This window comes from Shewanella sp. 553 (genome assembly GCF_059338375.1).
In genome coordinates, this window is the sequence record NZ_CM181701.1 from 3982003 (window position 1) to 3996043 (window position 14041).

The window sequence follows — 14041 nt, forward strand, 5'->3', positions numbered from 1 at the left end:
CAAATGCCTTAAATAGCAAAAAGCCTCTATCCGATAAGACAGAGGCTTTTATATCATCACTATGAGCTTATGTTAAAATTTAGCTTCTAATGCTAGGCTGAAATGACGCCCTTCACCAACCGTGACATCGGTATTAGTACCGCCAGCTAGGTAGTCGGTATCGAATAGGTTTTTCACATTGAGTCGCACATTCATGTCGCTGCCAAAGATATCCATACTATAAGCCGCGCCCATATCAAAGCGTACGTAGCTATCTTTGCTGATGCTATTGCTGGTATTGGCAAAACGCTCACCCACATAGATAGCACCGAAGTTAAACGCTAGATCATCAGTCATTTCATAACGAGTCCAGACGTTTGCCGACCACTCAGGAGCATCAACAGGAGTCTTACCATTCAAGCTGTCAGCAGCTGGACGAACATACTCGGCATCCAGATACATCATTGAACTGGTTACAAACCACTGTTCACTGACTTGACCCTGCGCTCCCATCTCAAAGCCTCTATGGCGCTGCTCGCCGCTTTGGGTGGTAATGGTTTGCTTATCGACACTAGCGATAACATCAAGCTCTTCGGTTACCGTGACGTTAGAGACTGTGATATCAAATACGGCTCCCGTCAGTAGTAAGCTGCCATCAAATAGCTCCCACTTAGTACCGATTTCGTATTGCTCACCATACTCAGGATTAAGGTTCATCTTATCGTTAACATCTTCGGCATCGTTAACCTGGCCTTGCGGTGTGAAGCTCTTAGAGTAGTTAACATAGATACTGCCATTATCCATTGGCGAGTAGATCACGCCAAATTTTGGCAACACAGCATAACTATTATTACCCGCACCCTCTTTTTTCTGCTCGTCATAACGCACACCCGCCAATACTTGCCAGCTATCGTTAATGCTGATCAAGTCTTGGATATAGAAACCATAGTGTTTGTAATCACTTTCATATTTAGTGTCATCTCTATGGTAATCAAGATCGGGTCTGGCAAGCGGCTGACCCGGCATCACCACCTGGCCTTTAGGTCCAGAGTCTTTCAACTGACCGTAATAGTAATCCAGCATATTGGCGCCGATTAAGAACTGATGCTCAAAACTGCCCGTACTGAATTTACTCGTGATATCAACAAAGCCAGTTTTGTGCTGCCAATCGTCGTATCTATCAAATGGACTGACTGTGTAGCCGTCTTGGAATGGGTTTTCAGAGCCCTTTACTAAGCTAGGTGACGAGTCTAGGCGCTGACGATTAAACTGCTGGTCGTTATAACCGGCTTTAACTTTCCAATCATCATTGATGTGGTAAGTCAGTTCGGCGCCCAAGTTAGTAATAGTATTGTCGGTAAACGCCCACGGCATATCCCAGATAATGTCACGGCCACCAATCAACTCACCGTCACGGTTTAACCAACCACCACGGTCAATACCGGTTTTATCTTGGGTATGATCATATTTGAGTGACAACAGAAGGTCGTCGGTAATATCAAATTCTAGATTTAGATAACCTAACCAACGGTCACGCTCTTGATTAGTGTCATCCTGATAGTCACGCCAGTATTGTGTATCTTGCTTAACCAACACAGTGCGATAGCGCATAGTTTGAGCTTCGTTTAAGCTACCGCCAGCATCGAGTTGTACGCGGGTAGAGCCGTATTCATCAGTATCGAAACCGACCTCAAACATGGTGTCATAGGTTGGCTTTTTGGTCACCATGTTGATCAATCCACCAGGACCAGACTGACCATATAGCATACTAGATGGACCTTTGAGCACTTCAACCTGCTGCAATGTCTCGATAGGCTGCACATAGTGAGACCACTGTTGCTGGCCATTGATCAAATAACCTGAACCTGAAGACAACTCAAAACCACGAATATTAAACACTTGGCGGTTCCATTTCTCACTACCACCAGTGACACTTGAGTCATTCACCAATACTTCAGAAAGGTTAGTTGCTAACTGCTCATCAGTGACAAAATCAGGGATGACGGCAACAGACTGAGGAGTATCCATTAAATCAATATCGCCACGCATGGCGCCAGAAGCAACACCCACTTTATAATCGTTAAAGGTACGGCCGGTAACCGTAATACGTTCTATGTTAGCATCGGCAGTAGTATTATCCGCTTCATCAGCTGAAACTGACACACTGGCTAATGCAGCTATAACCGCTAAACCTACACTCGAGTATTTAAACGCAGCGCCCTTGATTGACATAACAACCCCATAACTAAAAACGACAACAGAAAAAGTTGCGCTAAATATAAATGAGAATCGTTTTTATTTAAGTTTCTTTACATCTATTTACATTGCAAGGTGAGCCAGTTCAATTTATTGCGCCTTAGCGGTTAAATTTCATGCACTTCAATGAGCTAGCAATAAAAAAGCGACCCAGTAAGGTCGCTTAATTGTGGTATTCAACTCCAAACTTAATACCGTGTTTTACTTCTTTAGCTTAACGGGACGAGTCCAGCCGCTTAAGTGGCGCTGCTTAACACGAGTAATAACGAGCTCATCGGCCGCTACATCACGGGTTATGGTCGAACCCGCGCCCAATGTTGCGCCCTTACCTATGGTAACAGGCGCTACAAGCTGAGTATCACTGCCGACAAACACATTATCTTCAATCACAGTAAGATGTTTATTGGCGCCATCATAGTTACAGGTGATGGTGCCGGCACCGATGTTCACTCCCGCGCCAATCTGCGCATCGCCAATATAAGCTAAATGACCCGCTTTAGAGCCTTCACCTAACACGGCTTTTTTCATCTCAACGAAATTACCAATATGAGCATCACGTTTAAGTTCGGCGCCGGGGCGCAAACGCGCAAAAGGTCCTGCACTGGCTTTTTCGCCAACAATGGCATTTTCAACAATCGAATAAGGTTTGATTTCCGCGTTATCGGCAATGTCGCAATCAATTAAAATCGCGCCTGCGCCAATGGTCACATTATTACCTATGGTCACTTTACCTTGGAATATCACATTCACATCGACCATCACATCCATACCCACGCTAACATCACCGCGAATATCGATACGAGCTGGATCTCTAAGATTTGCCCCTGCTAGCATCAGTTTTTCAGCGGCGCGCGCCTGATAAGCACGTTCAAGTTGGGCTAACTGTACGCGGTTATTAGCGCCTTCCACTTCAATAGCCGACTGCGGTTGGGCTGTGGTAATCGCAACCCCATCGCGATGAGCCATAGCCACGATATCGGTAAGGTAGTATTCACCTTGCGCGTTATTCGATGATAATTGACCCAGCCATTCTTTTAACTGTTTACCTGGCGCTGCCATAATACCGGTATTCACTTCATTAATGGCTAACTGCTCGGCATTAGCATCTTTTTGCTCGACAATGCCGACGACTTTACCCGCCTCACGCACGATACGACCATAGCCCGTTGGATTGGGCAGATTAACAGTCAAAATAGCCAAACCATTAGCTTCGCGGGCTGCAAGCAACGCCTGAAGAGTCGATGGCTGAATCAAGGGCACATCACCGTATAAAATCAGCACGGTATCGTCATCATTAATATTGTCGTTGGCTTGCGCCACAGCATGACCGGTACCCAGTTGCTCGGCTTGCAGCACCCAGTTAAGTTGCTGCTCACCTAAACTGGCTTGCAGCTTATCGGCACCATAGCCATACACCAGCTGAATGGTATCGCTACCCACATTATGCGCGGTATCTATCACATGTTGCACCATGCTTTTGTGGGCAATCGGGTGAAGAACTTTAGGAAGATCTGAGCGCATGCGGGTTCCCTTGCCTGCGGCCAAAATCACTACATTCAGTGCCATGGGTTATCCTTGAGCTAATGCTGGTTTAAATAATGAGATCAATTTTTTGTGGGGGTGATTTTAATGGATTGAGCATGTAAAAGCGAATGACGGGCTCATTAAAACGTCGCTCATTGTTAACAGTTAAAAAGTCACGCTTTTATCCGTGGTTAATATCCATTGGGCTAAATCATCCATAGTGGCAACCTGGCAACCTTCAATCACCGCTAATTCACCAAAGCCACGAGCCTGCATACAGGAGCCACAGAACTTCACCTCACTACCTTGGGCGATAATAATTTCTAGCATCTGCTGAATATTGTAACCCTCATTGGGGTTTTGTTTAGGCAGTACTGCGGTGATGGCATCTGACAATAAGAAGAGCTTTACCTTTGCTGGTGGTGATTCTTGCTCATTGAGCTGTATTGCCAAGCGTAAAGCATTAAATAAGCGTTCTGAACCATAGGGGGCGTCATTAACAATTATAAGCACGTGCAGCATTGGAGCTCTCTTCAACCAGAGATAAATAGCCAAATAGTAACAGTATCAGTGTAATGAAAGATCTGTATCTGTCACGTTATAGCGGTTCCCATCAACTGATTTTAGATACAAAAAAGGCGCCCAGAGGCGCCTTTTATAATCAAACAATAACCTTATCTGGCAATGTTCTTTTTGATGGTTTCTACAACGCGCAATTGAGCGATAGCCTGAGCTAATTCAATCGCTGCAGCGGCATAGTTTAAGTCTGCACCAGCATCAGCCATATGGGCTTCTGCACGACGCTTGGCTTCTACAGCTGCCTGCTCATCAATCTCTTCGGCACGCAATACCACGTCAGCCAATACGGATACCGAAAAAGGTTGTACTTCCAGGATACCACCTGAAAGATAGAACACTTCTTCTTTACCATCTTGCTTGACGATGCGCGCCATGCCAGGTTTGATAGGTGTAAGCAAAGGAGCGTGACCTGGCATAACACCTAAATCACCTTCACTACCAGTTACCTGTAGGTGTGCTACAAGACCTGAAAAGATGCTACTTTCTGCACTTACAATATCAAGTTGTACTGTCATGGCTGCCATCCGTTCTCCTTAAAATACCAAGCCTAGGGCCCGATTATTTTTTGTTAGCTCGCTCGATAACTTCGTCGATAGAACCAGCCATGTAGAACGCTTGCTCTGGAATGTGATCAAACTCACCTTCCAATAGTCCCTTAAAGCCACGGATAGTGTCTTTTAGAGAAACGTACTTACCTGGAGAACCGGTGAATACTTCTGCTACGAAGAATGGCTGAGAAAGATATTTTTCAATCTTACGCGCACGAGATACAGTGGTCTTATCTTCATCAGATAATTCGTCCATACCTAGGATCGCGATGATATCTTTAAGCTCTTTATAGCGTTGTAGTACAGTCTGTACACCACTAGCTACGTCGTAATGCTCTTGGCCAACAACCAATGGATCTAGCTGACGTGAAGTCGAGTCCAATGGGTCAACCGCTGGGTAAATACCTAGCGAAGCAATGTTACGTGACAATACAACAGTCGCATCTAAGTGAGCGAAGGTTGTTGCTGGTGACGGATCCGTCAAGTCATCCGCAGGTACGTATACCGCTTGAACTGAAGTAATAGAACCAGTTCGAGTTGAAGTAATACGCTCCTGAAGAACACCCATCTCTTCAGCCAATGTTGGCTGGTAGCCTACTGCTGATGGCATACGGCCTAGCAGTGCAGATACTTCAGTACCCGCCAAGGTGTAACGATAGATGTTATCGACGAACAATAGTACGTCTTTACCTTCATCACGGAACTTTTCAGCCATAGTCAGACCAGTCAGTGCCACACGTAGACGGTTTCCTGGAGGCTCGTTCATTTGACCATAAACCATGGCCACTTTATCGAGAACACCAGATTCTTCCATCTCGTAGTAGAAGTCGTTACCCTCACGAGTACGCTCACCTACACCAGCGAATACTGACAAACCAGAGTGTGCTTTAGCGATGTTGTTAATCAGTTCCATCATGTTAACTGTTTTACCAACACCCGCACCACCAAACAGACCGACTTTACCACCCTTAGCAAACGGACATACAAGGTCAATAACCTTGATACCTGTTTCTAACAGTTCAGTCGTGCTTGATTGATCTTCGTATGAAGGAGCTTCACGGTGAATTTCATAACGCTCTTCTTCACCAATAGGACCCGCTTCATCAATAGGTTGACCTAGTACGTTCATGATACGGCCAAGAGTTTTCACCCCAACCGGAACAGAAATAGGTGAACCTGTATTTACTACCTCAAGACCACGACGCAGACCATCTGAAGTACCCATAGCGATGGTACGAACTACACCACCACCAAGTTGCTGCTGAACTTCCAGCACCAAGCCTTCACTTTTGATCTCTAGAGCGTCATAAACCTGAGGTACGGCATCATGTGGAAACTCAACGTCCACAACCGCGCCAATTACTTGGACAACAGTACCTGTGCTCATGATTAATCCTCTAAAACTTGTATTCGTTACCCAGCCTAAACTGCAGCGGCACCAGAAACAATTTCCGACAGTTCTTGCGTAATCGCAGCCTGACGGGCTTTGTTATAGACCAACTGCAAGTCATCGATAAGCTCACCAGCATTGTCTGTCGCAGCTTTCATAGCAACCATACGGGCTGCTTGCTCAGATGCGATATTTTCGACAACACCTTGATAAACTTGAGATTCAACATAGCGAACCAATAGTTTTTCCAAAATTTCTTTTGGATCTGGCTCGTATAGATAATCCCAATGATGAGAAATCTCATCGCTATCCGACTTAGGCAAAGGTAGCAGCTGTTCGATCACAGGCGTCTGGCTCATGGTATTAACGAACTTGTTAAATACCACATACAGACGATCTAGCTTGCCTTCGTTGTAAGCTTGTAGCATTACGCGTACTGTTCCGATCAGGTCAGCGAGCTTTGGAGCATCGCCTAAACCCGAAGCAGAAGCAGACACTTTACCGCCAAAGCTATTGAAGAATTGTACGCTGCGTGCGCCAATAGGGCAGAATTCAACTTCTGCACCGGCTTCACGTTGCTTCTTCACGTCTGCGATAACCTTTTTGAAAAGGTTAACGTTCAGACCACCACAAAGACCACGGTCGGTTGACACTACAATGTAACCAACACGCTTAGCCTCTCTCACTTCCAAATAAGGATGCTTATATTCGAGAGAACCTTGCGCCACGTGACCGATCACCTTACGCATATTTTCTGCATATGGACGGCTCGCTGCCATGCGTTCCTGCGCTCTGCGCATTTTGCTGGCTGCAACCATTTCCATCGCAGATGTGATCTTCTGAGTGTTTTGAACACTCGCGATCTTGGTTTTAATCTCTTTAGCGCCGGCCATCTTTACTCTCCAATCTGGACCTGAGGTGCCTTAAGACACCTCTGGGTCTTTACCAGGTTTGGGTTTCTACGAACTTGTCGAGGCCAGCCTTCAGACCAGCTTCGATGTCGGCGTTATAATCGCCAGTCTCGTTGATAGTCTTCATTAGGTCAGCATGCTCGCTGTTCATGTAAGAGAGCAAAGAAGCTTCGAAATCACCGATCTTTTTAAGCTCAACAGCCTTTAGGTAACCTTTTTCAGCTGCGAAAATAGACACAGACTGAGCAGCTACGCTCATTGGCGCGTATTGCTTTTGCTTCATTAGTTCGGTAACACGCTCACCATGCTCAAGCTGAGCACGAGTTGCATCGTCAAGATCAGATGCAAACTGAGAGAACGCCGCAAGCTCTCGATACTGTGCAAGTGCAGTACGGATACCGCCAGACAGTTTCTTGATGATCTTAGTCTGCGCCGCACCACCAACACGAGAAACAGAGATACCTGGGTTAACTGCTGGACGTAAGCCCGAGTTAAATAGGTCAGTTTCAAGGAAGATCTGACCATCGGTAATCGAAATTACGTTGGTCGGTACGAATGCAGATACGTCACCCGCTTGAGTTTCAATAATCGGCAGTGCTGTTAAAGAGCCTGTTTTGCCCTTAACTTCGCCTTTAGTGAACTTCTCAACATACTCAACGTTTACACGTGAAGCACGTTCTAGTAGACGTGAGTGAAGATAGAAAACGTCGCCTGGGTATGCTTCACGTCCAGGAGGACGCTTAAGTAGCAATGAGATCTGACGGTAAGCAACTGCTTGCTTAGACAGGTCATCATAGACGATTAGTGAGTCTTCACCGCGATCACGGAAGTATTCACCCATTGAACAGCCAGAATATGGCGCCAAGTATTGTAGTGCAGCAGCTTCAGAAGCGGTTGCAACCACAACAATGGTGTTAGCCAATGCGCCGTGCTCTTCAAGTTTGCGAACTACGTTAGCAATGGTAGAAGCCTTTTGGCCTACTGCTACGTATACACACTTAATGCCAGAGTCTTTTTGATTGATAATGGCATCGATCGCTAGCGCTGTTTTACCAGTCTGACGGTCACCAATTACCAATTCACGTTGTCCACGACCGATAGGGATCATAGAGTCAACGGCTTTATAACCAGTTTGCACTGGCTGATCTACTGACTTACGTTCAATAACACCTGGTGCGATAACTTCAACAGGAGAGAAACCATCGTTGTCGATAGGTCCTTTACCGTCGATTGGTTGACCCAATGTGTTGACTACGCGGCCTAATAGACCACGGCCAACTGGAACTTCCAAGATACGACCAGTTGTTTTAACTTTTTGACCTTCAGCCAAATTGGCATAAGGACCCATAACTACGGCACCGACAGAATCACGTTCTAAGTTCAACGCGATTGCGAAACGGTTACCAGGCAGTTCGATCATTTCACCTTGCATCACATCGGCTAGGCCGTGGATGCGGATGATGCCGTCACTTACTGCAACGATAGTACCTTCGTTGCGAGCTTCACTAACGACTTCGAACTGCTCGATCCGCTGTTTAATCAGATCGCTGATTTCAGTGGAATTCAGTTGCATGCTCAAACTCCCAATTACGACTGCAGCGTATCAGACAGACGGTTTAGTTTACCGCTGACCGAGCCATCAATGACTAGGTCGCCTGCCGTGATAATTACACCAGCGACTAGGCTGGCATCTACGCTACAATTCAGCTTAACTTTGCGTGTGAGACGTTTCTCTAGAGAAGCACCGATTTGCTGTTGTTGCTCTGCGCTAAGCTCAGTGGCAGAAACAACATGTGCTTCAACCTCTTTCGCCCACTCATTGCGGAACCCTTGGAAGAGTTCACATACGGCAGGAAGTACTTCCAAACGACCGTTTTCAGCCATTACCTTTAACAGGTTTTGACCTTGCTCATTGACCTGCTCACCGCACACTTTAATAAAAAGTTCTGCAAGCTGGTTACTGGCTAATGCGCCAGACAGTAGCGGCTTCATCGTCTCGTTTTCACTGACTTGAGCTGCAAAACTAAGCATTTCTGCCCAGCTTTCTACTGCGTCTTTTTCAAGAGCAAAGTCAAACGCTGCCTTTGCGTAAGGACGAGCGATGGTGGTTATTTCAGCCATAACTCAACTCCCTTATCAAATTTCAGCAACTAGTTTATTAACTATGTCACTGTGGGCGGCTTCATCAATCGAACGCTCAAGGATTTTCTCTGCGCCAGCGATGGCTAGAGAGGCGACTTGCTTACGCAGGTCTTCTTTCACGCGATTACGTTCAGCTTCAATTTCTGCTTTACCCTGAGCGATAATTTTTTCACGCTCAGCGTCTGCTTCGGCTTTGGCCTCTTCGACAATCTGAGCTTTGCGCTTATTAGCTTGCTCAATGATTTCGTTAGCAGTTGCCTTAGCTTCTTTTAGTTGGTCGGTGGCTTTCGCCTGTGCCAACTCAAGGTCTTTTACAGCACGATCAGCATCAGCTAGACCGTCGGCTATCCTTTTTTGGCGCTCTTCGATGGCATTCATCAAAGGGGGCCAAACAAACTTCATGCAGAACCACACGAAGATAATAAAGGCAACCGTCTGACCGATTAGGGTAGCGTTGATATTCACAACAGCCTCCTAGTTAGATTAAAGACAGAAGCGTTGATTACAGCATTGCACCCAGTGGGTTAGTAAACAGCATAAATAGTGCAATACCTACACCGATCATGGTTACAGCATCCAATAGACCAGCAACAATGAACATCTTAACTTGTAGCATAGGAGCCATTTCTGGTTGACGCGCAGCGCCTTCCAAGAACTTGCCACCTAGTAGATGCCGAAACCGATAGCGGTACCTAGAGCACCCATACCAATCAGTAGAGCAACAGCGATAGCTGTCATGCCTAATACAGTTTCCATCTCTATCTCCAGTATTCTAAATCTTTAGTTAGTTAGTGATTTAGCTTAAAAAAAATTTCTTCAGCAACCCTTAATGATCTTCATGTGCCATGCTGAGATATACGATCGTCAGCATCATGAAGATAAACGCCTGCAGAGTGATAACTAAAATATGGAAGATTAACCAACCTAGTTGTAATGTCACACCTAGGGCAGATAACGCCATGTTAGCACCATACATCAGCGCAATAAGGATGAAGATCAACTCACCTGCGTACAAGTTACCAAATAGACGCAATGCCAATGAAATAGGCTTAGCGATCAGAGTAACTGACTCTAATAGGAGGTTGACGGGTATCATTGCCTTATGGTTAAAAGGCTGTAATGTCAATTCTTTAACAAAACCTGAAATGCCCTTGACCTTGATGCTGTAATAGATAATCAGCACAAACACACCAATAGCTAAGCTGAAGGTGATATTTAAGTCAGTAGTTGGCACAATTTTCATGTATGGGATACCAGCAGCAGCTGCCAGTGATGGAATCCAGTCAACTGGAATCATATCCATGAAGTTCATCATGAATACCCACATAAAAATAGTTAGCGCCAACGGAGCAATAACAGGATTGCGGCCGTGGAAGGTCTCCTTCACACTAGAGTCGACGAATTCAACGATCATCTCGATAAAGCATTGAAGCTTACCGGGAACACCTGTCGTTGCTTTCTTGCCAACACTGCGGAATAGCCACAAGAATAGAACACCAAGCCCAACCGAAAAGAACAACGAATCAATGTGCCATGTCCAGAAGCCTTCGCCAACCTGTAAGTTGGTAAGGTGGTGCTGGATATAGCCCTGCGGTGTTAACGCTTCACCAGTTGCAGCCATGATTCATCCCACTTAACTTTGCTTGAAGTATAAAGGAGCTGTCCAATGTACGAATAAGGTAGCAACATAACAAACGAAAAGCGGCATAAATACGACTTTAAGATTGATAAACACTAACGAAAACATAGCAATGGTTAACAGCAACTTTACCGCTTCCCCCCAGTAAAAAGTTTTCATAACTTTTCCTGCTGAACTTGCTCCCGTGTGGGAAAAAGCGAGGGTCGCGAATACAAAATTAGGGAGTACAGCAATTGCACCGCCTGCTAACGCAGATAGTCCAAACTGAGCTCCCCACACGGCGAAAAAGACAATCGAAACACCCCCAGCCATCGCCGCCTGCATCATCACCAACTTATAGGCAGACCACCGGCCACGACGTGCTAAAACCTTGCTCAATTCATCTTCTCCGCATTCATACTTTTTGTTTCTATGACCGGACTACAAATATCCGTTCACTGACGAGGTACAAAAAGCTTGCGAAAGTATACCTTTTCGCACATTCAAAGCAAGTTTAAGGTAGGGAAAATCGAGACTTTTCGCGTGATCTACGCCAAAAGTCTAAAAGAGGAAGATTAACAGATGTCACAAAATTACATAATATTGCGTTAACTTGTAATAATTAGCGGATTTTTTCAATAATCCCATCTAATTCAGCCAAGTTTTGATAGTTAATTACCATTTTACCTTTACCCTTTTTATTATGAGTAATAGAAACTTTGGCACCTAACTTTTCAATTAACTGGCTCTCTAAGCGGGCAACATCCTGATCTTTTGCTGGCTTATCGATGATTTCAGGTGGATTTAAGGTTTTATTAACTAAACGTTCAGTTTCTCGAACAGTTAGCTCTTTAGCACTCACTAATCTAGCCAGTGTCGTTTGCTCATCGCCAGAGACGGCAAGTAACGCTCTAGCATGGCCCATATCGATATCACCATACTCAAGCATGCGCTTTACTGGCTCGTTTAGGCCATTCAAGCGTAATAAATTTGATACAGTAGTACGCGACTTTCCTACAGCATCGGCAGTTTGCTGATGGGTGAGGTCAAATTCTTCAATTAAACGATTTAACGCAATCGCTTCTTCCATCGCGTTGAGATCTTCACGCTGAATATTTTCAATTAATGCAATAACAACAGCCGACTCATCAGGCACCTGTTTAATGATACAAGGCACTTTGTCTAAGTTAGCTAATTGAGACGCACGCCAGCGACGTTCACCGGCAATAATTTCATATCCTTGCTCAGAAACGCGGCGCACAACGATGGGCTGAATAATACCTTGATTACGAATCGATTCAGCAAGTTCGTCTAACGCTTCGGGTGACATATCTTTACGAGGCTGATACTTACCCGGTTGCAGCAAGTCTACGGCAATCATCTTTAGCTCTTCATGGCTGTCACTGCTGGTATCTTTAGAAGCCATATTGCTAGCCGCTGCATGGCTAGTGCTTAATAGCGCATCTAACCCTTTGCCTAAGCCACGTTTTTTCGGTGTCATCAATTTTTCCTTAAGCTTGCTCTAACTGAGAATGTTGCTCTGCACGTCTAATAATTTCACCAGCTAGCGCCAAATAAGCCTTAGCCCCCGCGCTAGACTTATCGTAATACATGGCAGGAGCACCAAAACTGGGGGCTTCAGCCAACCTCACATTACGAGGGATCACCGTTCGGTACACTTTATCGCCAAAATGCTGTTTAAGTTGATCGGATACATCGTTAGATAGTCGATTACGCGGATCGTACATGGTGCGTAAGATCCCTTCGATAGACAGCCCAGGATTAACCATAGCAGCTAACTTACTGATGGTATCCATGAGTGCGGTTAAGCCTTCGAGAGCGTAATACTCACACTGCATAGGCACAAGCACTGAATCGGCTGCCGACATGGCGTTGACCGTCAACATGTTGAGCGAAGGCGGGCAGTCGATAAAGATAAAGTCGTAATCATCTTTGATAGGCGCAAGTGCATTTCTAAGGCGAATTTCGCGGGCAAAAAACTCCATCAGCTTAATTTCAGCTGCGGTCACATCGCCATTACCGGCGATCAGATCGTATTTACCCGTTGTGTCGCGATACACTATGTCATCGAAACTTTTTTCTTCAACGAGCAGCTCATAGGCGGTATTTTCGACACTGTATTTGTCGACACCGCTACCCATAGTAGCGTTACCTTGAGGATCAAGATCGATAAGCAAAACTTTGCGCTTAGTGGCAGCCAAAGATGCAGCTAAATTCACACAAGTTGTTGTTTTCCCGACACCACCTTTCTGGTTGGCCACGGCTATCACTTTACCCACAATATTATCCTGTCTATCTTGTTAGCTGGTTTAGGGTCAGTTTATTCTGCTATCAAATTGCTTGAACTGATTTAATAATGCAACAGTCATCGACCTCGAGCCTAAGGGTTTTTAACCACTCTGAGCAAATGACGCTGCTCATCGAGACGAGGGACTTTTAATTCAAATACATGAGTAACGCTATAGCCTTCAGGTAGTTGTGCCATTTCGTCATCACTTAATTGGCCTTTTAGCGCGTAAAAACAGCCAGTCTCTTTCGGTAAATGGTGACACCAATGCAGCATATCCTGAATTGAGGCAAATGCGCGGCTTAATACGCCATCAAACTTTTCTTCAGGTTGATAGGCTTCGACACGACTTTCCACCGAGCTTATATTAGCGATAGAAAGCTCAAATTGAACCTGTTTCTGAAAGCGAATTCGCTTACCCAAACTATCAAGCAGTACAAAGGTTTTATCGGGATTCATAATCGCCAGCGGAATACCGGGCAATCCTGGGCCAGTGCCCACATCGATAAAACGCTCTCCAACAAGATGTTTGCTTGCCGCTAAGCTGTCCATGATGTGACGGATCAGCATCTGCTCGGGTTCTCTCACCGACGTTAGATTGTAGGCTTTATTCCATTTAGCCAACATGGCAACAAAGTCGAGCAGCTGTTGTTTTTGCTCTGGCGTTGCCGTCATCTCGATTTCGGCAAGGTAAGTATCTAATTGGGCTGATAACACAGACGTATCCTCGATAAACAATGGGATATTATGAAGCGGACGAGCCTAGATGGGAAGCACCAAGGCTTA

At 45.4% G+C, this 14041-nt stretch carries 14 protein-coding genes and 1 pseudogene; all 15 read right to left on the reverse strand.

Translation table 11 applies throughout. The features are described from left to right. Positions 1 to 72 precede the first annotated feature (72 nt). The 15 genes and pseudogenes from AC5YBZ_RS17645 to rsmG all read right to left on the reverse strand — a co-directional run bounded on the left by AC5YBZ_RS17645 (position 73) and on the right by rsmG (position 13972). A complete protein-coding gene (locus tag AC5YBZ_RS17645) occupies positions 73 to 2211 on the reverse strand; it encodes a TonB-dependent siderophore receptor (protein ID WP_494543279.1) in 2139 nt (712 codons plus the stop codon). Between the two features lie 225 nt (positions 2212 to 2436). Further along, positions 2437 to 3801, reverse strand: a complete 1365-nt coding sequence (glmU, locus tag AC5YBZ_RS17650) for a bifunctional UDP-N-acetylglucosamine diphosphorylase/glucosamine-1-phosphate N-acetyltransferase GlmU (RefSeq protein WP_494520453.1) — start codon at positions 3799 to 3801, stop codon at positions 2437 to 2439. Positions 3802 to 3924: 123 nt separating this feature from the next. Then, positions 3925 to 4281 (reverse strand): DsrE/DsrF/TusD sulfur relay family protein, encoded by a 357-nt coding sequence (locus tag AC5YBZ_RS17655; protein ID WP_494520452.1) that lies wholly within the window; start codon positions 4279 to 4281, stop codon positions 3925 to 3927. 152 nt (positions 4282 to 4433) lie between these two features. Then, positions 4434 to 4862 carry a F0F1 ATP synthase subunit epsilon gene (locus AC5YBZ_RS17660; RefSeq protein ID WP_494520451.1) on the reverse strand — a complete coding sequence of 143 codons (429 nt, stop codon included), beginning with the start codon at positions 4860 to 4862 and terminating at the stop codon, positions 4434 to 4436. A 34-nt stretch (positions 4863 to 4896) separates the two neighbouring features. Next, the gene (gene atpD, locus AC5YBZ_RS17665) at positions 4897 to 6273 is read right to left on the reverse strand and encodes a F0F1 ATP synthase subunit beta (protein WP_494520450.1); all 1377 of its coding nucleotides are present in this window, start codon (positions 6271 to 6273) and stop codon (positions 4897 to 4899) included. Between the two features lie 35 nt (positions 6274 to 6308). Beyond that, complete coding sequence (atpG, locus tag AC5YBZ_RS17670; RefSeq protein ID WP_494520449.1) at positions 6309 to 7169, reverse strand: F0F1 ATP synthase subunit gamma; 861 nt, start codon at positions 7167 to 7169, stop codon at positions 6309 to 6311. Positions 7170 to 7218: 49 nt separating this feature from the next. Continuing rightward, on the reverse strand, positions 7219 to 8760 hold the full coding sequence (gene atpA, locus AC5YBZ_RS17675) for a F0F1 ATP synthase subunit alpha (RefSeq protein ID WP_494520448.1): 1542 nt from the start codon (positions 8758 to 8760) through the stop codon (positions 7219 to 7221). 14 nt (positions 8761 to 8774) lie between these two features. Continuing rightward, complete coding sequence (gene atpH, locus AC5YBZ_RS17680) at positions 8775 to 9308, reverse strand: F0F1 ATP synthase subunit delta (RefSeq protein ID WP_494520447.1); 534 nt, start codon at positions 9306 to 9308, stop codon at positions 8775 to 8777. 15 nt (positions 9309 to 9323) lie between these two features. Continuing rightward, positions 9324 to 9794: a F0F1 ATP synthase subunit B gene (gene atpF, locus AC5YBZ_RS17685; protein WP_494520446.1), complete on the reverse strand. Its 471-nt coding sequence runs from the start codon at positions 9792 to 9794 to the stop codon at positions 9324 to 9326. 37 nt (positions 9795 to 9831) lie between these two features. Next, positions 9832 to 10085, reverse strand: a pseudogene (gene atpE, locus AC5YBZ_RS17690) (F0F1 ATP synthase subunit C). Positions 10086 to 10155: 70 nt separating this feature from the next. Next, entirely contained in the window at positions 10156 to 10950 is a 795-nt protein-coding gene (gene atpB, locus AC5YBZ_RS17695) for a F0F1 ATP synthase subunit A (RefSeq protein WP_494520445.1), read from the reverse strand. A 12-nt stretch (positions 10951 to 10962) separates the two neighbouring features. Continuing rightward, a complete protein-coding gene (locus AC5YBZ_RS17700; protein WP_494520444.1) occupies positions 10963 to 11346 on the reverse strand; it encodes an ATP synthase subunit I in 384 nt (127 codons plus the stop codon). A gap of 223 nt (positions 11347 to 11569) precedes the next feature. Next, positions 11570 to 12448 carry a ParB/RepB/Spo0J family partition protein gene (locus AC5YBZ_RS17705; RefSeq protein ID WP_494520443.1) on the reverse strand — a complete coding sequence of 293 codons (879 nt, stop codon included), beginning with the start codon at positions 12446 to 12448 and terminating at the stop codon, positions 11570 to 11572. A gap of 10 nt (positions 12449 to 12458) precedes the next feature. After that, the gene (locus AC5YBZ_RS17710) at positions 12459 to 13247 is read right to left on the reverse strand and encodes a ParA family protein (protein WP_110458817.1); all 789 of its coding nucleotides are present in this window, start codon (positions 13245 to 13247) and stop codon (positions 12459 to 12461) included. A 101-nt stretch (positions 13248 to 13348) separates the two neighbouring features. Next, complete coding sequence (gene rsmG / locus AC5YBZ_RS17715) at positions 13349 to 13972, reverse strand: 16S rRNA (guanine(527)-N(7))-methyltransferase RsmG (protein WP_494524189.1); 624 nt, start codon at positions 13970 to 13972, stop codon at positions 13349 to 13351. Positions 13973 to 14041 lie beyond the last annotated feature (69 nt).